At 62.1% G+C, this 23,162-nt stretch carries 22 protein-coding genes and 1 pseudogene; 18 read left to right on the top strand and 5 right to left on the bottom strand.

The window, feature by feature from the left end; all coding sequences use genetic code 11:
• Nucleotides 1-43: 43 nt before the first annotated feature.
• Nucleotides 44-1,630 carry an ABC transporter substrate-binding protein gene (locus AC1Q9F_RS16345; RefSeq protein WP_492620224.1) on the top strand — a complete coding sequence of 529 codons (1,587 nt, stop codon included), beginning with the start codon at nucleotides 44-46 and terminating at the stop codon, nucleotides 1,628-1,630.
• A 126-nt stretch (nucleotides 1,631-1,756) separates the two neighbouring features.
• On the opposite strand, the gene radC is transcribed toward AC1Q9F_RS16345, so the two are convergent.
• Complete coding sequence (gene radC / locus AC1Q9F_RS16340) at nucleotides 1,757-2,431, bottom strand: RadC family protein (RefSeq protein ID WP_492620225.1); 675 nt, start codon at nucleotides 2,429-2,431, stop codon at nucleotides 1,757-1,759.
• 135 nt (nucleotides 2,432-2,566) lie between these two features.
• On the opposite strand from radC, the gene coaBC reads away from it, so the two are divergent.
• The 4 genes and pseudogenes from coaBC to argB all read left to right on the top strand — a co-directional run bounded on the left by coaBC (nucleotide 2,567) and on the right by argB (nucleotide 6,805).
• Nucleotides 2,567-3,775, top strand: coding sequence for a bifunctional phosphopantothenoylcysteine decarboxylase/phosphopantothenate--cysteine ligase CoaBC (gene coaBC, locus AC1Q9F_RS16335; RefSeq protein ID WP_085606127.1), 1,209 nt, complete (start codon nucleotides 2,567-2,569; stop codon nucleotides 3,773-3,775).
• Nucleotides 3,776-3,780: 5 nt separating this feature from the next.
• Nucleotides 3,781-4,236, top strand: a complete 456-nt coding sequence (dut, locus tag AC1Q9F_RS16330) for a dUTP diphosphatase (RefSeq protein ID WP_007954445.1) — start codon at nucleotides 3,781-3,783, stop codon at nucleotides 4,234-4,236.
• Between the two features lie 262 nt (nucleotides 4,237-4,498).
• Nucleotides 4,499-5,875 (top strand): annotated as a pseudogene (locus AC1Q9F_RS16325) (phosphomannomutase/phosphoglucomutase); the annotation flags it as partial.
• A 24-nt stretch (nucleotides 5,876-5,899) separates the two neighbouring features.
• Nucleotides 5,900-6,805: an acetylglutamate kinase gene (gene argB / locus AC1Q9F_RS16320; RefSeq protein ID WP_007954443.1), complete on the top strand. Its 906-nt coding sequence runs from the start codon at nucleotides 5,900-5,902 to the stop codon at nucleotides 6,803-6,805.
• 70 nt (nucleotides 6,806-6,875) lie between these two features.
• Here argB and pyrE read toward each other — a convergent pair whose 3' ends face one another.
• Nucleotides 6,876-7,520: an orotate phosphoribosyltransferase gene (gene pyrE, locus AC1Q9F_RS16315; RefSeq protein WP_007954442.1), complete on the bottom strand. Its 645-nt coding sequence runs from the start codon at nucleotides 7,518-7,520 to the stop codon at nucleotides 6,876-6,878.
• A gap of 82 nt (nucleotides 7,521-7,602) precedes the next feature.
• Between pyrE and crc the strand changes: the two genes are divergently transcribed.
• Nucleotides 7,603-8,382: a catabolite repression control protein Crc gene (crc, locus tag AC1Q9F_RS16310; protein ID WP_007920349.1), complete on the top strand. Its 780-nt coding sequence runs from the start codon at nucleotides 7,603-7,605 to the stop codon at nucleotides 8,380-8,382.
• A gap of 63 nt (nucleotides 8,383-8,445) precedes the next feature.
• On the opposite strand, the gene AC1Q9F_RS16305 is transcribed toward crc, so the two are convergent.
• On the bottom strand, nucleotides 8,446-8,814 hold the full coding sequence (locus AC1Q9F_RS16305; RefSeq protein WP_039765199.1) for a DUF4870 domain-containing protein: 369 nt from the start codon (nucleotides 8,812-8,814) through the stop codon (nucleotides 8,446-8,448).
• A gap of 29 nt (nucleotides 8,815-8,843) precedes the next feature.
• Nucleotides 8,844-9,566 (bottom strand): ribonuclease PH, encoded by a 723-nt coding sequence (gene rph / locus AC1Q9F_RS16300; RefSeq protein ID WP_003229494.1) that lies wholly within the window; start codon nucleotides 9,564-9,566, stop codon nucleotides 8,844-8,846.
• A 267-nt stretch (nucleotides 9,567-9,833) separates the two neighbouring features.
• Between rph and AC1Q9F_RS16295 the strand changes: the two genes are divergently transcribed.
• The 6 genes from AC1Q9F_RS16295 (at nucleotide 9,834) to AC1Q9F_RS16270 (ending at nucleotide 15,143) form a co-directional block, all read left to right on the top strand.
• Nucleotides 9,834-10,697 (top strand): YicC/YloC family endoribonuclease, encoded by an 864-nt coding sequence (locus AC1Q9F_RS16295; RefSeq protein WP_007954440.1) that lies wholly within the window; start codon nucleotides 9,834-9,836, stop codon nucleotides 10,695-10,697.
• Between the two features lie 12 nt (nucleotides 10,698-10,709).
• Nucleotides 10,710-11,330, top strand: a complete 621-nt coding sequence (gene gmk / locus AC1Q9F_RS16290; RefSeq protein WP_003229498.1) for a guanylate kinase — start codon at nucleotides 10,710-10,712, stop codon at nucleotides 11,328-11,330.
• Nucleotides 11,331-11,498: 168 nt separating this feature from the next.
• The gene (gene rpoZ, locus AC1Q9F_RS16285) at nucleotides 11,499-11,762 is read left to right on the top strand and encodes a DNA-directed RNA polymerase subunit omega (RefSeq protein WP_003229503.1); all 264 of its coding nucleotides are present in this window, start codon (nucleotides 11,499-11,501) and stop codon (nucleotides 11,760-11,762) included.
• A gap of 57 nt (nucleotides 11,763-11,819) precedes the next feature.
• The gene (gene spoT / locus AC1Q9F_RS16280; protein ID WP_007954439.1) at nucleotides 11,820-13,925 is read left to right on the top strand and encodes a bifunctional GTP diphosphokinase/guanosine-3',5'-bis pyrophosphate 3'-pyrophosphohydrolase; all 2,106 of its coding nucleotides are present in this window, start codon (nucleotides 11,820-11,822) and stop codon (nucleotides 13,923-13,925) included.
• A gap of 24 nt (nucleotides 13,926-13,949) precedes the next feature.
• Nucleotides 13,950-14,330, top strand: a complete 381-nt coding sequence (locus AC1Q9F_RS16275) for a RidA family protein (protein ID WP_003229509.1) — start codon at nucleotides 13,950-13,952, stop codon at nucleotides 14,328-14,330.
• A 72-nt stretch (nucleotides 14,331-14,402) separates the two neighbouring features.
• Nucleotides 14,403-15,143 (top strand): putative periplasmic lipoprotein, encoded by a 741-nt coding sequence (locus AC1Q9F_RS16270; protein ID WP_007954437.1) that lies wholly within the window; start codon nucleotides 14,403-14,405, stop codon nucleotides 15,141-15,143.
• Nucleotides 15,144-15,205: 62 nt separating this feature from the next.
• Here AC1Q9F_RS16270 and AC1Q9F_RS16265 read toward each other — a convergent pair whose 3' ends face one another.
• On the bottom strand, nucleotides 15,206-16,063 hold the full coding sequence (locus AC1Q9F_RS16265) for an SDR family oxidoreductase (protein WP_207984330.1): 858 nt from the start codon (nucleotides 16,061-16,063) through the stop codon (nucleotides 15,206-15,208).
• A 188-nt stretch (nucleotides 16,064-16,251) separates the two neighbouring features.
• Between AC1Q9F_RS16265 and exbB the strand changes: the two genes are divergently transcribed.
• The 6 genes from exbB to AC1Q9F_RS16235 all read left to right on the top strand — a co-directional run bounded on the left by exbB (nucleotide 16,252) and on the right by AC1Q9F_RS16235 (nucleotide 23,156).
• Nucleotides 16,252-17,205, top strand: a complete 954-nt coding sequence (gene exbB / locus AC1Q9F_RS16260) for a tonB-system energizer ExbB (protein ID WP_492620226.1) — start codon at nucleotides 16,252-16,254, stop codon at nucleotides 17,203-17,205.
• Nucleotides 17,206-17,211: 6 nt separating this feature from the next.
• Nucleotides 17,212-17,640, top strand: a complete 429-nt coding sequence (gene exbD / locus AC1Q9F_RS16255) for a TonB system transport protein ExbD (RefSeq protein WP_007954431.1) — start codon at nucleotides 17,212-17,214, stop codon at nucleotides 17,638-17,640.
• Nucleotides 17,637-18,383 carry a TonB family protein gene (locus AC1Q9F_RS16250; protein WP_007954422.1) on the top strand — a complete coding sequence of 249 codons (747 nt, stop codon included), beginning with the start codon at nucleotides 17,637-17,639 and terminating at the stop codon, nucleotides 18,381-18,383. The genes exbD and AC1Q9F_RS16250 overlap by 4 nt, the downstream gene beginning before the upstream one ends.
• A gap of 278 nt (nucleotides 18,384-18,661) precedes the next feature.
• Nucleotides 18,662-19,591, top strand: coding sequence for a hydrogen peroxide-inducible genes activator (locus tag AC1Q9F_RS16245; protein WP_007954418.1), 930 nt, complete (start codon nucleotides 18,662-18,664; stop codon nucleotides 19,589-19,591).
• 9 nt (nucleotides 19,592-19,600) lie between these two features.
• Complete coding sequence (gene recG / locus AC1Q9F_RS16240) at nucleotides 19,601-21,676, top strand: ATP-dependent DNA helicase RecG (protein WP_011336566.1); 2,076 nt, start codon at nucleotides 19,601-19,603, stop codon at nucleotides 21,674-21,676.
• Between the two features lie 79 nt (nucleotides 21,677-21,755).
• The gene (locus tag AC1Q9F_RS16235) at nucleotides 21,756-23,156 is read left to right on the top strand and encodes an aminoacyl-tRNA deacylase and HDOD domain-containing protein (protein ID WP_114886341.1); all 1,401 of its coding nucleotides are present in this window, start codon (nucleotides 21,756-21,758) and stop codon (nucleotides 23,154-23,156) included.
• Nucleotides 23,157-23,162 lie beyond the last annotated feature (6 nt).

Below are 23,162 nucleotides of genomic sequence, written 5' to 3'. Positions count from 1 at the left end.
CTGCACTTGCAGATGGGCCTTCGATCTGTAAAGGAAGCCGACCATGCGCCTCGCTGCCCTCCCCCTGCTGCTCGCCCCGCTATTGCTGAGCCCCCTGGCCCAGGCCGCCGCCCTGAGCGTCTGCACCGAGGCCAGTCCCGAAGGCTTCGACGTGGTGCAGTACAACTCGCTGACCACCACCAACGCCTCGGCGGACGTGCTGATGAATCGCCTGGTGGACTTCGACACCGCCAGCGGCAAGGTCGTCCCGAGCCTGGCCGACAGCTGGGAAGTCAGCACCGACGGCCTGACCTACGTGTTCAAGCTGCACCCGCAGGTGAAGTTCCACACCACCGACTACTTCAAACCGACCCGCGAACTGACCGCCGAAGACGTCAAATTCAGCTTCGACCGCATGCTCGATCCGGCCAACCCGTGGCACAAGGTTGCCCAGAGCGGCTTTCCGCACGCCCAGTCGATGCAGCTGCCGAGCCTGATCAAAAAGATCGACGCACTGGACCCGCTGACCGTTCGTTTCACCCTCGACCACCCGGACTCGACGTTCCTCGCGACCCTGAGCATGGGTTTCGCCTCCATTTATTCTGCTGAATACGCCGACAAGCTGCTGAAGGCCGATGCTACCGACAAGCTCAACAGCCAGCCGGTCGGCACCGGTCCGTTCGTGTTCACCCGGTTCCAGAAAGACGCCTCGATCCGCTACAAGGCCAACCCGGACTACTTCCGCGGCAAGCCTGCGGTGGACCCGCTGATCTTCGCCATCACCCCGGACGCCAACGTGCGTCTGCAAAAGCTGCGGCGTAACGAGTGCCAGATTGCCTTGTCGCCAAAACCACTGGACGTACAGGCAGCGAAGCAGGAGCCGACGCTGAAAGTCGAAAAGACTGACGCGTTCATGACCGCATTCGTCGGCATCAACAGTCAGCATCCGCCACTGGACAAACCGGAAGTGCGTCAAGCGATCAACCTCGCGTTCGACAAGGCCAACTACCTTAAAGCCGTGTTCGAGGACACCGCCGAAGCCGCCAACGGCCCGTATCCGCCGAATACCTGGAGCTACGCGAAGAACCTGCCGGGTTACGCCCACGACGTGAACAAGGCCAAGGCATTGCTGGCCAAGGCCGGACTGAAGGACGGTTTCCAGACCACCATCTGGACGCGCCCGTCCGGCAGCCTGCTGAATCCGAACCCGAGCCTCGGTGCGCAACTGCTGCAATCGGATCTGGCGGAAATCGGCATTCAGGCGGAAATCCGCGTGATCGAGTGGGGCGAGCTGATCCGTCGAGCCAAGGCTGGCGAGCATGACCTGCTGTTCATGGGCTGGGCCGGCGACAACGGCGACCCGGACAATTTCCTGACCCCGCAGTTTTCCTGCGCGGCGCTGAAGTCCGGCACCAACTTCGCCCGCTACTGCAACGCCGACCTGGACAAGCTGATCAGCGCCGGCAAGACCACCAGCGAGCAAGGCGTGCGTACCAAGCTGTATGAGCAGGCACAGGCGCAGATCCAGCAGCAGGCACTGTGGCTGCCGCTGGCACATCCGACCGCCTACGCCCTGACGCGTAAAGACGTGCAGGGTTACTCGGTCTCCCCGTTCGGCCGTCAGGACTATTCCAAAGTCACCCTGAAGTAGCCCGCAACAACCCAAAACCTGTGGGAGCGAGCTTGCTCGCGAATGCAGTCTGTCAGTTACCGGATGAGGCGGCTGACACAACGCAATCGCGAGCAAGCTCGCTCCCACAGGGATACGGCGTAACCCTCACATCCAGCCACACTCCGCCATCGACAGCGGCTCACCATCGCCCACGATGAAGTGATCGAGCACCCGCACATCGATCAAATCCAAAGCCTTCTGCAAACGCTTGGTCAATAATCGATCAGCCTGACTCGGATCGCTGTTCCCCGACGGATGGTTGTGGCACAGGATCACCGCCGCCGCGTTGTTGGCCAGTGAACGTTTCACCACCTCTCGTGGATGCACGGCAGTGTTGTCGATCGAGCCGCGAAACAGCGTCTCGAAAGTCAGCACCTGATGCTTGGAGTCGAGAAACAGGCAACCGAACACCTCGTGCGGCTCGTGGCGCAGCATGGCCTTGAGGTAATCACGCACGACCTGCGGGTTTTCCAGCGCCGTTTTCTGGCGCATGCGCTCGGCCAGGTGTCGCCGGCCCATTTCCAGCACGGCCTGCAATTGGGCGAACTTCGCCGGGCCCAGGCCCAATTGCTCACTGAACGTTGCGAGATCGGCCTCAAGCAAGGCTCGCAAGCTGCCGAACTCACCCAACAGGTGTCTCGCGACATCCACCGCGCTTTTGCCGGATACACCCGTGCGCAGAAAAATCGCCAGCAATTCGGCATCGGAAAGACTTCCCGAGCCCTGTTCCAACAGCTTCTCCCGCGGCCTTTCCGCCGCCGGCCAATCGCGAATACTCATACACCTTCCTTGTCTGTGGGCGCCGCTGTTCCGTAGCGGTCGCTGTGATATCGTAGCCCATCTTTTTTGCGGGCGAATTCACCCTGGGGAGGGGGTTTCGCCACGTATGTCACCAACGAAATGAAAGGCAGACCTATGCAGCGGCTGTATCGGAAACGCATCGTTCTGGGCGTCGGCGGCGGCATTGCTGCCTACAAGAGCGCCGACCTTGTGCGCCGCCTGATCGATCAGGGCGCCGAAGTGCGCGTGGTCATGACCCGTGGCGGCAGCGAATTCATCACCCCGCTGACCATGCAGGCGCTGTCCGGCCACCCGGTTCATCTGGACCTGCTCGACCCGGCCGCCGAAGCGGCGATGGGCCACATCGAACTGGCCAAATGGGCCGATCTGGTGCTGATTGCCCCGGCCACCGCCGACCTGCTGGCCCGCCTGGCCCAAGGCATCGCCAACGACCTGCTGACCACGCTGGTGCTGGCCACCGACGCCATCGTCGCGGTCGCCCCGGCCATGAACCAGGCCATGTGGCGTGACCCGGCGACCCAGGCCAACCTGCAACTCCTTGAAAGCCGAGGCCTCAAGACCTTCGGCCCGGCCTCGGGCAGCCAGGCCTGCGGCGACGTTGGCATGGGCCGCATGATGGAAGCCACCGATCTGGCCCAGCTCGCGGCGGACTGCTTCCAGCGTCAGGCGCTGACCGGCAAGCACGTGGTGATTACCGCCGGCCCGACCCAGGAAAACATCGACCCGGTGCGCTACATCACCAACCACAGCTCCGGCAAAATGGGCTTCGCCCTGGCTGAAGCGGCGGTGGAAGCCGGCGCCCGCGTGACCCTGATCAGCGGCCCGGTGCACCTGCCGACGCCGGATCGCGTCACCCGCATCGACGTGGTCAGCGCCCGCGACATGCTCGCCGCGTGTGAAGCCGCGATCCCTTGCGACATCTTCATCGCCTCTGCGGCGGTCGCGGACTACCGTCCGGAAGTCGTCGCCCCGCAAAAACTCAAGAAAGATCCTACGAGCGGTGACGGCTTCGTCCTGCAAATGGTGCGCAACCCGGACATCCTGGCCACCATCGCGACCCGTCCCGACCGTCCGTTCAGTGTCGGCTTCGCCGCCGAGACCGAACACCTGCTCGACTACGCTGCACGCAAGCTGAAGGACAAGAATCTCGATCTGATCGTCGCCAACGACGTCGCCAACCCGAGCATCGGTTTCAACAGCGAAGAAAACGCCTGCAGCGTCATCGACCGTGCGCTGCACGCCACGGTTTTCGCCCAGACCAGCAAGAGCAAGATCGCTCGCCAGCTGGTCACTTTTATCGCCGAACGTCTGAACCAGGTTTAATTTACATGCACGCTTTGCAAGCCAAGATCCTCGACCCACGCATCGGTACCGAATTCCCGCTGCCGCAATACGCCACACCGGGCTCCGCCGGCCTCGACCTGCGCGCCATGCTGCAAGAGGACATCGTGATCAAACCGGGTGAAACCGTGCTGATCCCGACCGGTCTGTCGGTCTACATCGGCGATCCGAACCTCGCCGCGCTGATCCTGCCGCGCTCGGGCATGGGCCATAAGCACGGCATCGTGCTGGGCAACCTCGTCGGCCTGATCGACTCCGACTACCAGGGCCCGCTGATGGTGTCCTGCTGGAACCGTGGCCAGACCGAATTCACCATGCCGGTCGGCGAGCGCCTGGCGCAGCTGGTGCTGGTGCCAGTGGTGCAGGCGCACTTCGAGATGGTTGAAGAGTTCGTCGAGACCGAGCGTGGCGCTGGCGGTTTCGGTCATTCCGGTACCAAATGATCGGCTAGAAAATCATCGTGGCGGGGGCCTTTTCCTCGCCACGAATTTCAAATTGTCATCTGCAAGGTTTAGCGCCGAAAATCAAGGCATTGGCAGGCCAAAGCCACGCCGCACAAGGCGTCATGGCCCTTTCACACCACGAACTCTCTGTGAAAACCGCCGTCATACCCTTCAGTTTGAGCTTGCCGTCGAATGAGTCGTCGGTGTGTCCAGCCACTTTCGAGATGGAGCATTTTCGCAGATGAGCACCCCCGCCCAAGTCGCCCCCAAGCTTCCCGACAGCATCTTCCGCGCCTATGACATTCGCGGCACCGTGCCGGAATTCCTCAATGCCGAAACCGCCTACTGGATCGGTCGCGCCATCGGCTCCCAGAGCCTGGCCCAGGGCGAACCGAACGTGTCTGTCGGCCGTGATGGCCGCCTGTCCGGTCCTGAACTGGTTGCCGAACTGATTCGCGGCATCGCCGAAAGCGGCTGCCACGTCAGCGATGTCGGCCTGGTGCCGACGCCTGCGCTGTATTACGCCGCCAACGTGCTGGCCGGCAAATCCGGCGTGATGCTCACCGGCAGCCACAACCCGTCGAACTACAACGGCTTCAAGATCGTGATCGCCGGCGACACCCTCGCCAACGAACAGATCCAGGCCCTGCACGAGCGCCTCAAGACCGGCAACCTGAGCAGCGGCACGGGCAGCGTGACCCAGGTCGAAATTCTCGACCGCTACAACACCGAGATCGTCCAGGACATCAAACTGGCCCGGCGCCTGAAAGTCGTGGTGGATTGCGGCAACGGCGCGGCCGGCGTGATCGCCCCGCAACTGATCGAAGCGCTGAACTGCGAAGTCATCCCGCTGTTCTGCGAAGTCGACGGCAACTTCCCGAACCATCACCCGGATCCGGGCAAGCCTGAAAACCTCGTCGACCTGATCGCCAAGGTCAAGGAAACCAAGGCTGACATCGGCCTGGCCTTCGACGGCGACGGCGACCGCGTCGGCGTGGTGACCAACACCGGCACCATCGTGTTCCCGGACCGTCTGCTGATGCTGTTCGCCCGTGACGTGGTGGCGCGCAACCCGGACGCGGAAATCATCTTCGACGTCAAATGCACCCGTCGCCTGATCCCGCTGATCAAGGAATATGGCGGTCGGCCGCTAATGTGGAAGACCGGTCACTCGTTGATCAAAAAGAAAATGAAACAGTCCGGCGCGTTGTTGGCCGGTGAAATGAGCGGGCACATTTTCTTCAAGGAACGCTGGTTCGGTTTCGACGACGGCATTTACAGCGCCGCACGGCTGCTGGAAATCCTCAGCAAGGAAAAATCTTCGGCCGAGGAGCTGTTCGCGACCTTCCCGAACGATATTTCCACGCCGGAAATCAATATCCATGTGACCGAAGAGAGCAAATTCAGCATCATTGATGCACTGCACGATGCCCAGTGGGGCCCAGGCGCCGACCTGACCACCATTGACGGCGTGCGGGTCGACTACGCCAAAGGCTGGGGCCTGGTGCGCGCGTCCAACACCACACCGGTGCTGGTGCTGCGTTTCGAGGCCGATGACGAGGCGGAACTGCAGCGCATCAAGGCTGTGTTCCATGCCCAACTGAAACGCGTTGCACCTGATCTCCAACTACCGTTCTGATTGCTGATTCACCCGGAGCCCTGAATGACCCTCGAACGCGATGCCGCCGCCAACACTGCCAAGGTCCTGTCCGAAGCGCTGCCTTACATCCGCCGATACGTCGGCAAGACCCTGGTGATCAAATACGGCGGCAACGCGATGGAAAGCGAGGAGCTGAAAACCGGCTTCGCCCGCGACATCGTGCTGATGAAGGCCGTGGGCATCAACCCGGTCGTGGTTCACGGCGGCGGCCCGCAGATCGGTGATCTGCTCAAGCGCCTGTCGATCGAAAGCCATTTCGTCGACGGCATGCGCGTTACCGACGCCGCGACCATGGACGTGGTGGAAATGGTCCTCGGCGGCCAGGTCAACAAAAGCATCGTCAACCTGATCAACCGTCACGGCGGCAGCGCCATCGGCCTGACCGGTAAAGACGCCGGGCTTATTCGCGCGAAGAAGCTCACCGTCACCCGCCAGACCCCGGAGATGACCCAGCCGGAAATCATCGACATCGGCCATGTGGGCGAAGTGGTCGGGATCAACACCGAACTGCTGAACCTGCTGGTCAAAGGCAACTTCATCCCGGTGATCGCGCCGATCGGCGTGGGTGAAAACGGCGAGTCGTACAACATCAACGCTGACCTGGTGGCGGGCAAGGTTGCCGAAGCGCTGAAAGCCGAGAAGCTGATGCTGCTGACCAACATCGCCGGCCTGATGGACAAGTCGGGCACCGTACTGACCGGCCTGAGCACCCAGCAGGTCGACGACCTGATCGCCGACGGCACCATCTACGGCGGCATGCTGCCGAAGATCCGTTGCGCACTGGAAGCGGTTCAGGGCGGTGTCGGCAGCTCGCTGATCATCGACGGCCGTGTGCCGAACGCAATCCTGCTGGAAATCTTCACCGACACCGGTGTCGGTACGCTGATCAGCAATCGCAAGCGTCCGTAAGCGCTCGTGCAAACAAAAAGACCCCGCTCAGCCTGGCTGAGCGGGGTCTTTTTTTGCCCTGAAGAAGCGATCAGACGCCGAACTGGGCGCGATAGGCTTCAACGGCTGGCAGGTGCTGCTTGAGTTGCGGATCGTCAGCCAGGAATTCCAGTACCTGGTTCAGCGACACGATGCTGATGACCGGGATGCCGAAATCACGCTCGACTTCCTGAATCGCCGACAGCTCGCCGTTGCCGCGCTCCTGACGGTTCAGGGCAATCAGCACGCCGGCGGCCTTGGCGCCGTCCTGGGAAGCGATGATCTGCATCACTTCACGGATCGCGGTGCCGGCGGTGATCACGTCGTCGATGATCAGCACTTCACCGGTCAACGGTGCGCCGACCAGGCTGCCACCTTCGCCGTGAGCCTTGGCTTCCTTGCGGTTGAAGCACCATGGCAAATCACGGTTGTGGTGCTCTGCCAGCGCCACGGCAGTGGTTGCCGCCAGCGGGATGCCTTTGTAGGCCGGGCCGAACAGCACGTCGAACGGAATGCCGCTCTCGGCGATGGCTGCGGCGTAGAAACGACCCAGCTGCGCCAGCGCGGAACCCGAGTTGAACAGGCCGGCATTGAAGAAGTAAGGACTGGTGCGCCCGGACTTCAGGGTGAACTCACCGAAGCGCAAAACGCCGCGATCGATGGCAAAACGAATGAAATCGCGCTGATACGCTTGCATGAAAAAAACCCCAAATACCACGGATTTAGCTAATTAGCTTGACGCCGTGTATCATACACGCACGCGATTTTTGGGGCCATTTATGCGGATCATCAGTGTGAACGTCAATGGTATTCAGGCTGCAGTCGAGCGCGGTTTGCTCAGTTGGCTGCAGGCACAGAATGCCGACGTCATCTGCCTGCAGGACACCCGTGCCTCCGCCTTTGAACTGGACGACCCAGCCTTCCAACTGGATGGCTACTTCCTTTATGCCTGCGATGCTGAAGTCCCTGCCCAAGGCGGCGTGGCTTTGTATTCGCGGTTGCAACCGAAGGCTGTCATCAGCGGTCTCGGATTCGAGACGGCCGACCGCTACGGGCGCTACCTGCAAGCAGATTTCGACAAAGTCAGTATTGCCACCTTGCTGCTTCCTTCGGGGATGAACGGCGATGAGGACTTGAACCAGAAGTTCAAGCTCATGGACGACTTCGGCAAGTACCTGGACAAACAGCGGCGCAAACGTCGCGAGTACATTTATTGTGGCTCGCTGTACGTCGCGCAGCAGAAGCTCGACATCAAGAACTGGCGCGACAGCCAGCAATCCCCGGGTTTCCTGGCGCCAGAACGCGCCTGGATGGACGAGATTGTCGGTAACATGGGCTACGTAGATGCCCTGCGCGAAGTCAGCCGCGAAGGCGACCAGTACAGCTGGTGGCCGGACAACGAACAGGCCGAGATGCTCAATCTGGGCTGGCGCTTCGACTACCAGATCCTGACTCCGGGCCTGCGGCGCTTCGTGCGCAGTGCACGCCTGCCGCGTCAGCCTCGGTTCTCGCAGCACGCGCCGCTGATCGTCGACTACGACTGGACGCTGACCATCTAAGCGGCCTTTCGCAGACACAAAAAAACCGACATCTCTGTCGGTTTTTTTGTGGGCGATCGTTCGTTATTTGATCAACCGCCAGGTGAACGGATAACGGTACGGGAAACCTTCGTTGGCTTTCACCCCGCCGATAATCGTCAACACAAGCGCCGCAATGGCCAGCAAGCCAAACAGCACGAACCCGATAAGCAACAGCATCAAGACAAAGCAGACCATCGAGGCAATCGCCACGGTGATCTGAAAATTCAACGCTTCCTTGCCCTGGGCGTCGATGAACGGATCGGTCTCGCGCTTCATCTGCCACAGGACCAGCGGCCCGATCAGCGTGCCGAACGGAATCCATATCCCCAGCAAGGCGGACAAGTGACAGAACATGGCCCATTGGCGAACCTCCTGGCTCGGTTTGGGCAGCAACTCTTGCTCATCACTCATCGCGTCCTCCTTGCGGGTTACGAACCTGCTCAGTCGGCCAGTGCAGCCTTTTGCAGTTCGAAGATCTCGTTCATGCCTTTCTTGGCCAGCTCCAGCATCGCGTTCAGCTCTTCAGGCTGGAACGGCGCGCCTTCGGCGGTGCCCTGCACTTCGATGAAGCCACCGGTGCTGGTCATCACCACGTTGAGGTCGGTTTCGGCAGCGGAATCTTCAAGATAGTCCAGATCCAGCACCGGCTCGCCCTGGTACATGCCCACGGAAACGGCGCCGATCATTTGCTTGAGCGGGTCGCCGCCTTTCAGGCCGCCACGCTTTTTGATCACTTTCAGTGCATCGACCAGCGCAACCATGGCGCCGGTGATCGACGCGGTGCGGGTACCGCCATCGGCCTGGATCACGTCGCAGTCGACGTACAGGGTGACGTCGCCCAGCTTGGACATATCCAGCGCGGCCCGCAGGGAACGGCCGATCAGACGCTGGATTTCCAGGGTGCGGCCGCCCTGCTTGCCACGGCTGGCTTCACGCTGGTTACGCTCGCCGGTGGCGCGCGGCAGCATGCCGTACTCGGCGGTCAGCCAACCCTGGCCCTGGCCTTTGAGGAAACGCGGTACGCCGTTTTCGACGCTGACGGTGCAGATGACTTTGGTATCACCAAATTCGACCAGTACGGATCCCTCGGCGTGTTTGGTGTAGTTGCGGGTAATGCGGATCGAGCGGAGCTGATCGGCAGCGCGACCACTTGGACGTTTCATAGGAGATACCTGTACTGGGGACGGAAAACTGCGGAGCATTATAGAGCCGCGCACCGCGCCTGGGCACTCGTTAAAAAATCCGGCCGACGACCGAAGGCCCTGAAACGCGCTTCGCCGACGGCCTGCAGCCCTTTGTCACACCGTGTGTTTGGGCGCATCTGCCGCACTGCGCTACAATCCTGCGCCTTTGCTGCCAGTCGGCTTAAATTCATTGATATCGAGCTGCGGAGCTTCAATTCGCGCCGATCTGTATCGCGAGGTCACCCCATGGTGCACAGCATGACCGCCTTCGCCCGCGTCGAAAAAGCCGGCGTTCAGGGCACCCTGAGCTGGGAGCTGCGCTCGGTCAACAGCCGCTACCTGGAACCCCACCTGCGCCTGCCGGAGTCGTTTCGCGACCTCGAAGGCGCCGTCCGCGAAGCCCTGCGCCAGGGCCTGTCGCGCGGCAAACTGGAATGCACCCTGCGGTTCACCGAGGAAAGCACCGGCAAGCCGCTGCAGGTGGATCGCGAGCGCGCTGCACAACTGGTCGCCGCGGCCGAAACCGTCGCTGGCCTGATCAAGAACCCGGCGGCGCTGAACCCGCTGGAAGTACTGGCCTGGCCGGGCGTACTGGTGGCCGACGCCACCGACCCGCAGGCGTTGAACGCCGAGGCGCTGGCCCTGTTCAACCAAGGCCTGAAAGACCTCAAGGCCGGTCGCGAGCGCGAAGGCGCGGAGCTGGCCCGCCTGATCAACGATCGCCTGACCTCCATCGAGGAAGACGTGGTGACCCTGCGCGAACTGGTTCCGCAGATGCTCGCCACCCAGCGCCAGAAAGTCCTCGACCGCTTCGCCGACATGAAGGCCGAGATGGACCCGCAGCGCCTGGAACAGGAAATGGTCATGCTCGCGCAAAAGAGCGACGTGGCCGAAGAACTGGATCGCCTGAGCACCCACATCATCGAAGTTCGCCGGGTGCTGAAATCCGGCGGTGCCGCCGGTCGGCGCCTGGACTTCCTGATGCAGGAACTCAACCGCGAAGCCAACACACTGGGCTCCAAGGCCTTCGACCCGCGCAGCACCCAGGCGGCGGTCAACCTCAAGGTGTTGATCGAGCAGATGCGCGAACAAGTGCAGAATATTGAGTAAGGCTACCCCGACATGACCCACAGCACCGGCACCCTGTACATCATTTCCGCCCCCTCGGGCGCGGGCAAGAGCAGCCTGGTCAAGGCCCTGACCGACGCCAACCCGGAAATCCGCGTCTCGATTTCCCACACCACCCGCGCCATGCGCCCGGGCGAAGTAGACGGCGTGAACTATCACTTCGTGACCCGCGAAGAGTTCGTGAAGATGGGCGAGCACGGCGATTTCCTCGAACGCGCCGAAGTCTTCGGCAACTTCTACGGCACCTCGCAAAGCCGTCTGCAGCAGACCCTGGACGAAGGCCACGACCTGATTCTGGAAATCGACTGGCAAGGCGCCGAGCAAGTGCGCAAGCTGATGCCGCAGGCACGTTCGATCTTCATTCTGCCGCCTTCGCTGCAGGCCCTGCACCAGCGCCTGACCAACCGTGGCCAGGACAGCGACGAGATCATCGACGGCCGGATGCGTGAAGCCGTCAGCGAGATGAGCCACTACGTCGAGTACGACTACCTGATCATCAACGACGATTTCGCCCATGCGCTGGACGATCTGAAGGCGATTTTCCGCGCCAATCAGCTGCAACAGAAACGCCAACAAGTCCGTTTCGGCAAATTGCTGGCGGAATTGCTGGGCTGAAACAGCACTTCCCAAAACCGCTGCAAGGGCTTTACATTGGCACTTGCAGCGCGTTGAAGGGTCTGGTCAAAAAATCAGCGCTTCCCTAATCGCTGGTGATTTTTTAAACTGTTGAGTCCGCTCGCCCAACCGGGCAGCGCGCATATTGCATTCGCTCCGAGGAATACCATGGCCCGCGTAACCGTTGAAGACTGCCTAGAACACGTGGAAAACCGCTTTGAGCTGGTCATGCTCTCTACCAAGCGTGCCCGTCAACTGGCCACCGGCGGCAAAGAGCCCCTGGTTCAGTGGGAAAACGACAAACCGACCGTAGTTGCGCTGCGTGAAATCGCTGAAGGCCTGATGAGCTACGAGTTCATCGCCGAGCAGGAAATCGTCCACGAAGACCCGGTCTTCGCTGCGTTCGAGGACGAGTCCAACGAGGCCGTCTAAGCCTATGCCTGGTCGACGTAGCACGGCGCGGGATCACAGCCTACGGCAGGAGACATCATGCCGAGCATAGACGCCCTCGCCGATCGCTTATCGACCTACCTCGGCAACGACCAGGTCAATCTGGTCCGCCGAGCGTATTTCTACGCCGAACAAGCCCACGACGGCCAACGCCGCCGCAGCGGCGAGGCGTACGTCACGCATCCTCTTGCGGTGGCGAATATTCTTGCCGACATGCACATGGACCATCAGAGCCTGATGGCCGCGATGCTGCATGACGTGATCGAAGACACCGGTATCGCCAAGGAAGCGCTGCAAGCGCAGTTCGGTGAAACCGTGGCCGAACTGGTCGACGGGGTCAGCAAACTGACCCAGATGAACTTCGAGACCAAGGCCGAAGCCCAGGCGGAAAACTTCCAGAAAATGGCCATGGCCATGGCACGCGACATTCGCGTGATCCTGGTCAAGCTCGCCGACCGTCTGCACAACATGCGCACGCTGGAAGTGCTGTCCGGCGAAAAACGCCGGCGCATCGCCAAGGAAACCCTCGAGATCTACGCACCCATCGCCAACCGATTGGGCATGCATGCGATCCGCATCGAGTTCGAAGACCTCGGCTTCAAGGCGATGCACCCGATGCGTTCCGCGCGGATCTACCAGGCCGTCAAACGTGCCCGGGGCAACCGCAAGGAAATCGTTAACAAGATCGAAGAATCCCTTGGTCACTGCCTCGCCATCGACGGCATCCAGGGTGAAGTCAGCGGTCGCCAGAAACACCTCTACGGCATCTATAAGAAAATGCGCGGCAAGCGTCGGGCCTTCAACGAGATCATGGACGTCTACGCGTTCCGGATCATCGTCGACAAGGTCGATACCTGCTACCGCGTGCTGGGTGCTGTACATAATTTGTACAAACCGTTGCCGGGGCGCTTCAAGGATTACATCGCGATCCCCAAGGCCAACGGCTATCAGTCGCTGCACACCACGCTGTTCGGCATGCACGGTGTACCGATCGAGATCCAGATCCGCACCCGTGAAATGGAAGAGATGGCCAACAACGGCATCGCCGCCCATTGGCTGTACAAATCCAGCGGCGACGAGCAGCCAAAAGGCACTCACGCCCGCGCCCGTCAGTGGGTCAAGGGCGTGCTGGAGATGCAGCAACGCGCCGGCAACTCGCTGGAATTCATCGAGAGCGTGAAGATCGACCTGTTCCCGGACGAGGTCTACGTGTTCACGCCCAAAGGCCGGATCATGGAGCTGCCCAAAGGCTCCACGGCGGTCGACTTTGCCTACGCGGTGCACACCGACGTCGGCAACAGCTGCATCGCCTGCCGAATCAACCGTCGTCTCGCACCGCTGTCCGAACCGCTGCAAAGCGGCTCCACGGTCGAGATCGTCAGCGCTCCCGGCGCGCGGCCGAACCCGGCGTGGCTCAACTTCGTGGTCACCGGCAAGGCGCGCACGCACATCCGCCATGCGTTGAAGCTGCAACGCCGCTCCGAATCCATCAGCCTCGGCGAACGCCTGCTGAACAAGGTGCTCAACGGTTTTGACAGCGCGCTGGAACAGATTCCGGCCGAACGCGTGAAGGCGATGCTCACCGAGTACCGCCTCGAACTGATCGAAGACTTGCTGGAAGACATTGGCCTGGGCAACCGCATGGCCTACGTCGTGGCGCGCCGCCTGCTTGGCGAAGGCGAACAACTGCCGAGCCCGGAAGGCCCGCTGGCGATTCGCGGCACCGAAGGCCTGGTCCTCAGCTACGCCAAATGCTGTACGCCGATCCCGGGCGACCCGATTGTCGGTCACCTGTCGGCGGGCAAAGGCATGGTCGTGCACCTGGACAACTGCCGCAACATCAGCGAAATCCGCCACAACCCGGAAAAATGCATCCAGCTTTCATGGGCCAAGGATGTCACCGGCGAATTCAACGTCGAACTGCGCGTCGAGCTGGAACACCAGCGCGGCCTGATCGCCCTGCTGGCCAGCAGCGTCAACGCAGCGGACGGCAATATCGAGAAAATCAGCATGGACGAACGCGATGGTCGCATCAGCGTTGTCCAGTTGGTGGTCAGCGTCCACGACCGTGTGCACCTGGCCCGCGTGATCAAGAAACTGCGCGCCCTGACCGGGGTGATCCGCATCACCCGCATGCGTGCATAACTCAAACATTACAAGGAGTCATACATGACCAAGACTGTTATCACCAGCGACAAGGCCCCGGCCGCCATCGGTACTTACTCCCAGGCGATCAAGGCCGGCAATACCGTTTACATGTCGGGTCAGATTCCCCTCGATCCAAAAACCATGGAACTGGTCGAAGGCTTCGAAGCCCAGACCGTCCAGGTGTTCGAGAACCTGAAAGCCGTGGCCGAAGCCGCCGGCGGTTCGTTCAAGGACATCGTCAAGCTGAACATCTTCCTCACCGACCTGAGCCACTTCGCCAAGGTCAACGAGATCATGGGCAAGTACTTCGACCAGCCGTACCCGGCGCGCGCCGCCATCGGCGTGGCAGCCCTACCAAAGGGTTCGCAGGTTGAAATGGATGCCATTCTGGTCATCGAGTAATGCGCACGGCGCGGCCTCAGACGCCGCGCCGACTGCTCTGCGGTAAAGAAAAGGTTTTGAAAGGATTCCACCATGCGCAAAGCGCTTGCTCTCTCGCTGCTCGCCATTTTCCTCGGCGGTTGCGCCAGCAACCCTGCCGACCGTGACATCAGCGGCACCTGGATCAATCAGGTCGCCATCGATGCCGCTGCCAAGGGCGGCCCCCTGCGCGAAGCGCTTCAGGCTTACGGCCCGAACCTGGAGTGGGACGTCAACACCAAGGCCGGTCAGGCTCGCTACACCAACGGTTTCGAAAACGTCGAAGGTCGCTTGCTCGGCGAACAGTCCGGTGCCTGGAAAGTCGATTTCTATGGCAGTTCCGCCAGCGAGCTGAAACGTGACGGCGGCCAACTGCAACAAGCCGCCAACGAAAACGAGCCGGAACAGGTCTTCGACCGCGCACAGATTCCGGTGCCGGAAGGCGCACCGATCGGCGCCAGCTTCGAACGCGCACTGTATTCCGCTTATCTGGGCGGCAACTGGACGATCACCAGCGGCCAGGGCGAAGGCGCCACCGTGCAATTCCAGGCGGACGGTCAAGTCTCCGGCCTGCCGGGTGCCGACCGCTATGCGCTGTGCCTCGCAGGCGATTGCGCATCGATGAGCAGCGGCAACGACAGCATGTGGTTGCAGCAGAACGGTCAGGGCAACAACTGGATCTTTGTGCGCAAGGGCAAAGAGCTGGAAATCCTGCAGGCCGTGAATACGGCGCTGGCGGACGAACAACCGCAGTTCACCCCGGGTGAGCGCAAGTGGTTGCTCGAGAAGCAGTGATCGGCGCTTGAGACAAAAAGGCGGGAGCAAATGTTTGCTCCCGCCTTTTTTACGCCCGAAGATCAGCAGCGCCCCTCAAGAATCGCGGCATACCCCTCGCGATAACTCGGATACTTCGGCACCCAACCCAGCGCCTTCGCCCGGGCATTGCTGCAACGCTTGCTGCCGGTGCGACGCACGCTCTCGTCTTCCGACCATTCGGTGACACCCAGATACTCACGCAGCCACGCCACCACTTCGGCCAGCGGCGCTGGCGCGTCGTCCACGCCGATGTAGATATCATCCAGCGCCCCCCCCTTGCGATCCGCCTCCAGCAGAAACGCCATCAAGCCTGCCGCGTCATCAGCATGTATGCGATTGCCATACAACGGTGGATCGATCGCAACGTGATACCCCTCACGCACCTGCGTCAATAACCGTTCGCGGCCCGGACCGTAAATACCGGTCAGACGCACGATACTCGCCGGAATACCGCTGTTGAGCGCGACCTGCTCGGCCTCCAGCATCAACCGCCCGGAAAAACCGGTGGCAACGGTTTCGGATTTTTCATCGACCCATTCGCCGTCCTTCTGCCCATAAACACTGCTGCTGGAGACGAACAGCAGCCGATCTGGCACTTGGCCGTAGTCGTTCAACCACTCCAATACATGCTGCAAACCCTGCACATAAGCCGCGCGATAACCGGCCTCATCGTGCTCGGTCGCGGCCGCGCAATACACCAGGTAATCCACGGCGCCCACCGGCCAGGTCGCGGGGCAATCCTCTTTGAACAAGTCACCGGCCACACCGATAACGCCGTCCGGCAAACGCGAAATATCACGGCGCAGGCCGTAGACCTGGAAGCCGGCAGCCAGCAATTGCGTGGCCAGACGGCTGCCGACATCACCGCAACCGGCGATCAAAACAGAAGGCGCGGACATCAAAAATCTCCCATCGGAAAGCGACAGACTAGCCTCGGCAAGGGACGAGCGGCTAGCAATGAAGGAAAAAAAGCAACTCTATTACTTCTGTTAACAAGAATTACTTGCAATAATGCACGCCACTTTTGTTCTCGGCCTCACGAGGCCTGGAAGAGCATTACCGTTTTTCTATCTCAGGTCCGGCCAGCATGACACGCATTCAAAACTCCGCTTCGCCAACCAACCGACCTCGCGCCTGGAGCGCCGTGGCTGCCCTGCTGCTCAGCCTGATGCTGGCGCCAGTCGCCGCATTCGCTGACGCCCAGGCCCCGGCCGCGCCAGCCGCCACCGAGCTAAGCGCTCCGGCCGCCGCACCTGCCGCGACCGACCCGGTGCAAGCCGTAGAGGCCAGTGCCGCCGACGCGCCGGAAGTCCTCGAAGCCGACAACACCCTGGGCATGGCCCACGACCTGTCGCCATGGGGCATGTACCAGAACGCCGACGTCATCGTTAAAGCCGTGATGATCGGCCTGGCCATCGCCTCGATCATCACCTGGACCATCTGGATCGCCAAGGGCTTCGAGCTGATGGGCGCCAAACGCCGCCTGCGTGGCGAGATCGCCGCCCTGAAAAAAGCCGCCACCCTCAAAGAAGCCAGCGCCACCGCCGCGAAGGAAGGCACCCTCGCCAACCTGCTGGTTCACGACGCGCTGGAAGAAATGCGCCTGTCGACCAACGCCCGCGAGAAAGAAGGCATCAAGGAACGCGTCAGCTTCCGCCTCGAGCGCCTGGTTGCCGCCTGTGGCCGCAACATGAGCAGCGGCACCGGCGTCCTCGCCACCATTGGTTCCACCGCACCGTTCGTCGGTCTGTTCGGTACCGTGTGGGGCATCATGAACAGCTTCATCGGCATCGCCAAAACCCAGACCACCAACCTTGCCGTCGTAGCACCGGGTATCGCTGAAGCGCTGCTGGCTACCGCACTGGGTCTGGTTGCCGCGATTCCTGCCGTGGTCATCTACAACGTCTTTGCCCGCTCCATCGCCGGTTACAAGGCTCAGGTGTCCGATGCGTCGGCTCAGGTGCTGCTGCTGGTCAGCCGCGACCTCGACCACCAGCCTGAGCGCAACAGCTCGCAACCGCACATGGTGAAAGTGGGGTAATCGGCCATGGGCCTGCATTTGAAAGAAGGCGCAGACGACGATCTGGCCGAGAACCACGAAATCAACGTCACGCCGTTCATCGACGTGATGCTGGTGCTGTTGATCATCTTCATGGTGGCCGCTCCATTGGCCACCGTGGACATCAAGGTTGACCTGCCTGCTTCGACCGCCAAACCGGCGCCGCGGCCGGAGAAACCGGTGTTCCTCAGCGTGAAGGCTGACCAGCGCCTGTTCCTGGGCGAAGACGAAGTGAAAGCCGAAACCCTCGGCGCCGCACTCGACGCCAAGACCCAGGGCAAGAAAGACACGACGATCTTCTTCCAGGCCGACAAAGGCGTGGATTACGGCGACCTGATGAGCGTGATGGATAACCTGCGCGCCGCCGGTTACCTGAAGGTCGGTCTGGTCGGACTCGAGAGCGCAGTCAAGAAATGATCACGACGCGCCATAAGCTGACGCGTTACAGCGGTAGCCTGGCCGTGGTGCTGGGTGTTCACGCGCTGGCCATCGCGCTGGCGCTGAACTGGACCGCCCGCCCGCCCATCGAATTGCCGCCGCAGGCAATGATGGTCGAGCTGGCACCGGTTCCGGCCCCGCCACCGCCCGCACCGCCGAAAGTCGTCACGCCACCGCAGCCACCGGCTCCGGTTGAAGAACTGCCGATCCCGAAACTGGCCGAAGCGCCAAAAGCCGAGATCGCGGTGCAGAAACCGAAACCCAAGCCAAAACCCAAACCGCCGAAGCCGATCGAGAAGAAACTGCCCGATCCGCCGAAGGAGAAACCGTCGGAAGAGAAGCCGGCCGATACCCAGCCGACTCAGGCCCCGACGGAGAAATCCGCCCAGCCTGCACCGGGCCCGTCGCCTGCACAAATGGCCGCCAAGGCCAGCTGGCAAGGCACCCTGCTCGCGCACCTGGCCAAGTACAAGAAGTACCCGGCCAGCGCTCAGGCGCGGGGCAAGGAAGGCTTGAACCGGTTGCGCTTCGTGGTCGATGGCGAAGGCAATGTGCTGTCGTTCGAACTGGTGGGCCGTTCCGGCAACGCCGATCTGGACCGGGCCACCCTGGAAATGATCCGCCGCGCCCAACCGCTGCCCAAGCCACCGGCCGACATGCTGACCAATGGCGCGATCGAAATCGTTGCGCCGTTTGTGTACTCGCTGGAACGCCGCCGCTAAGAAACACCGCAAAACCTGTGGGAGCGAGCTTGCTCGCGAAGGGGCCTTGTCAGACAGGGCTGCTTCGACTGATACGCCGCTTTCGCGAGCAAGCTCGCTCCCACAGGGTTCAGCGCCAGCCGGAAGAATCCAGCCAAAAAGGCACCGAAAGGTGCCTTTTGCTTATCCATCCACGGCAAACCGGCATTGCCCGGTGTCGCATTCATCACTCAGTCTGATAACGTGCGTCTATCGATTGCAGCCGGTATGCTTGGCCCGCATCTTCATGGACGCTTGCTATGACCCTCACAGAATTACGCTACATCGTTACCCTCGCCCAAGAGCAGCATTTCGGCCACGCGGCCGAGCGTTGCCACGTCAGCCAGCCGACCCTGTCGGTGGGCGTGAAAAAGCTTGAAGACGAACTCGGTGTGCTGATTTTCGAGCGCAGCAAAAGCGCCGTGCGCCTGACCCCGGTCGGTGAAGGCATTGTCGCCCAGGCGCAGAAAGTGCTGGAGCAGGCCCAGGGCATCCGCGAGCTGGCCCAGGCCGGCAAGAATCAGCTGACCGCCCCGCTGAAAGTCGGCGCGATCTACACCGTCGGCCCATACCTGTTCCCGCATCTGATTCCGCAACTGCACCGGGTCGCCCCGCAGATGCCGTTGTACATCGAAGAAAACTTCACCCACGTGCTGCGCGACAAACTGCGCAACGGCGAGCTGGACGCGATCATCATCGCCCTGCCGTTCAACGAAGCCGACGTGCTGACCCTGCAACTCTACGACGAGCCGTTCTACGTCCTGATGCCGGCCCAGCACCCGTGGACCCAGAAAGAATCCATCGACGCAGCCCTGCTCAACGACAAGAGCCTGCTGCTGCTCGGCGAGGGTCACTGCTTCCGCGATCAGGTTCTGGAAGCCTGCCCGACCCTGACCAAGGGCAACGACGGCGCCAAGCACACCACGGTCGAATCCAGCTCGCTGGAAACCATCCGCCACATGGTCGCGTCCGGCCTGGGCATCTCGATCCTGCCGCTGTCGGCGGTGGACAGCCATCACTACGCCCCGGGCGTGATCGAAGTGCGTCCGTTGTCGGCACCGGTGCCGTTCCGCACCGTGGCCATCGCCTGGCGCGCCAGCTTCCCACGACCGAAAGCCATCGAGATCCTCGCCGACTCCATTCGCCTGTGCTCGGTCGCCAAACCCGCCGCGCCGGTCACGGCCGGTTAAGTCAGCGTCATGACGGAGCTGTCGCAGGTCTCGGTCACCGCACTCAAGGGTGTCGGTGAAGCCATGGCCGAGAAACTGGCCAAGGTCGGCCTGGAAAATCTCCAGGACGTGCTGTTCCACCTGCCGCTGCGTTATCAGGATCGCACCCGCGTGGTGCCGATCGGCGCGTTGCGGCCGGGGCAGGACGCCGTGGTCGAAGGCACCGTCAGCGGCGCCGACGTGGTGATGGGCCGTCGTCGCAGCCTGGTCGTACGTTTGCAAGACGGCACCGGCGGACTGAGCCTGCGCTTCTACCACTTCAGCAACGCGCAGAAAGAAGGCCTCAAGCGCGGCACGCGGATTCGCTGCTATGGCGAAGCACGGCCCGGCGCTTCGGGGCTGGAGATCTACCACCCGGAATACCGCGCCATCAACGGCGACGAACCGCCACCGGTGGATGAAACCCTGACCCCGGTCTACCCGCTGACCGAAGGCCTGACCCAGGCCCGTCTGCGCCAGTTGTGCATGCAGACGCTAACCCTGCTCAAGCCGGCCACCCTGCCCGACTGGCTGCCGACCGAACTGGCCCGCGACTATCAACTGGCGCCGCTGGCCGACGCGATCCGCTACCTGCACAACCCGCCCGCCGATGCCGACGTCGACGAACTCGCCCTCGGCCATCACTGGGCCCAGCATCGTCTGGCCTTCGAAGAACTGCTGACTCACCAACTGTCCCAGCAACGCCTGCGCGAAAGCATGCGTTCCCTTCGTGCGCCGGCGATGCCGAAAGCCACCAAGCTGCCGGCGAAATACCTGGCCAACCTCGGCTTCAACCCGACCGGTGCGCAACAGCGAGTCGGCAACGAAATCGCCTACGACCTCAGCCAGCACGAACCGATGCTGCGGCTGATTCAGGGCGACGTCGGCGCGGGTAAAACCGTGGTCGCCGCCCTCGCTGCGCTGCAAGCGCTGGAGGCGGGTTATCAGGTCGCACTGATGGCGCCGACCGAGATCCTCGCCGAACAGCATTTCATCACCTTCAAGCGCTGGCTCGAACCGCTGGGCATCGACGTGGCGTGGCTGGCCGGCAAGCTCAAGGGCAAGAACCGCGTCGCTGCGCTGGAGCAGATCGCCAGCGGCACGCCGATGGTGGTCGGCACCCACGCGCTGTTCCAGGACGAAGTGCAGTTCAAGAACCTCGCGCTGGTGATCATCGACGAACAACACCGCTTCGGCGTGCAACAGCGTCTGGCGCTGCGGCAGAAAGGCGTCGGCGGGCGCATGTGCCCGCACCAGCTGATCATGACCGCCACGCCGATTCCCCGGACGCTGGCGATGAGCGCCTACGCCGACCTCGACACCTCGATCCTCGATGAACTGCCGCCCGGCCGAACCCCGGTCAACACTGTGCTGGTCACCGACACCCGCCGCGTCGAAGTCATCGAACGGGTGCGCAGCGCCTGCGCCGAGGGCCGTCAGGCCTATTGGGTGTGCACGCTGATCGAAGAATCCGAAGAGCTGACCTGTCAGGCCGCCGAAACCACTTTTGAAGACCTGACCGCCGCCCTCGGCGAGTTGAAGGTCGGGCTGATCCATGGCCGCATGAAACCCGCCGAGAAAGCCGCCGTCATGGCCGAATTCAAGGCCGGCAACCTGCAATTGCTGGTCGCCACCACCGTGATCGAAGTCGGTGTCGACGTACCCAACGCCAGCCTGATGATCATCGAAAACCCCGAACGCCTCGGTCTGGCGCAACTGCACCAGTTGCGCGGCCGCGTCGGCCGGGGCAGCGCGGTCAGTCATTGCGTGCTGCTCTACCATCCGCCGTTGTCACAGATCGGCCGCCAGCGTCTGGGCATCATGCGCGAGACCAACGACGGTTTCGTCATCGCCGAAAAAGACCTCGAACTGCGCGGCCCCGGCGAAATGCTCGGCACCCGCCAGACCGGCCTGCTGCAATTCAAGGTCGCCGACCTGATGCGCGACGCCGATCTGCTGCCCGCCGTGCGCGATGCCGCCCAGGCCTTGCTCGAACGCTGGCCCACCCACGTCAGCCCGCTGCTCGACCGATGGCTGAGACACGGGCAGCAATACGGCCAAGTGTGAGCACCGTCGCAGTTTCTCAAAGCTCGTTCCAACCAAGCTGGTTATACTCCAGCAATTGTTTCAAAAACGGATACAGACCATGACCGAAGCTGCTCTCGCCCCCGAATCCCCGCACGCTCCGTCTGTTATTCGGCTGCTGCTCAACAAGCTGGGCGTCGCCTACGAAGAAGTGCTCGACCACCACGGCCTCAATGCCTCGCGCAAAGTGCAGGCCGTGTTGCTGGACGACGCGGTCGGTGCGCTGATGGTGCTGTTTCCACAGAGTCAGTTGCTGGATCTCAACCGCCTCGCCGAGCTGACGGGCCGTCGCCTGACCGCCGTGTCCACCGAGCGCCTGGAAAAGATGCTCGGCAAACACAGCCTGAGCCTGCTGCCGGGCCTGCCGGCGCTGACCAGCTCGCCGTGCCTCTACGAAGAAAGCCTGCTGCGCGAGCCGAAGCTGCTGATCAACTCCGGCGAGCCGGGCCTGCTGCTGGAAATCGCCAGCGAAGACTTCAAGACCATGCTGACCAAGGCCAGCGCCGCCAACTTCGGCGAAGCCCTGAGCAGCATCCGCCCGAACCTCGACCGCCCGGACGATGACCGCGAGGAAATCACCCAGGCCGTGCAGGCGTTCACCGCGCGGCGCATCCAGCAACGTCTGGAAGCGACCATCGAGATTCCGCCGCTGGCCGAAACCGCGCAAAAAATCATCAAGCTGCGCGTCGACCCGAACGCCACCATCGACGACATCACCGGCGTGGTCGAAACCGACCCGGCGCTGGCCGCGCAAGTGGTGAGCTGGGCGGCGTCGCCGTACTACGCTTCGCCGGGCAAGATCCGTTCGGTGGAAGACGCGATCGTCCGCGTGCTGGGTTTCGACCTGGTGATCAACCTGGCGCTGGGCTTGGCCCTCGGCAAGACCCTGAGCCTGCCAAAAGACCATCCGCAACACACCACGCCGTACTGGCAGCAGTCGATCTACACCGCCGCTGTCATCGAAGGCCTGACCCGCGCCATGCCGCGCGCCCAGCGCCCGGAAGCAGGGCTAACCTACCTCGCCGGCCTGCTGCACAACTTCGGCTACCTGCTGCTGGCCCACGTGTTCCCGCCGCACTTCTCGCTGATCTGCCGCCACCTGGAGGTCAATCCGCACCTGTGCCACAGCTATGTCGAGCAACACCTGCTGGGCATCAGCCGCGAACAGATCGGCTCTTGGCTGATGCGCTACTGGGACATGCCGGACGAACTGGCCACCGCCCTGCGCTTCCAGCACGACCCGAACTACGACGGTGCCTACGCCGAATACCCGAACCTCGTCTGCCTGGCCGTGCGCCTGCTGCGCAGTCGCGGGATTGGCTCCGGGCCGGATGAAGACATTCCGGATGCGCTGCTGGAACGCGTTGGCCTGACGCGCGACAAGGCCAATGATGTGGTCAGCAAAGTGCTTGAGGCAGAAGTGCTGTTGCGTGAACTGGCTTCGCAGTTCAGCCAGGCTTAAAGCACT

The sequence above is a fragment of the Pseudomonas sp. GW823-FHT04A03 genome (assembly GCF_058796615.1).
This window is presented reverse-complemented; position numbering and strand designations above follow the sequence as displayed.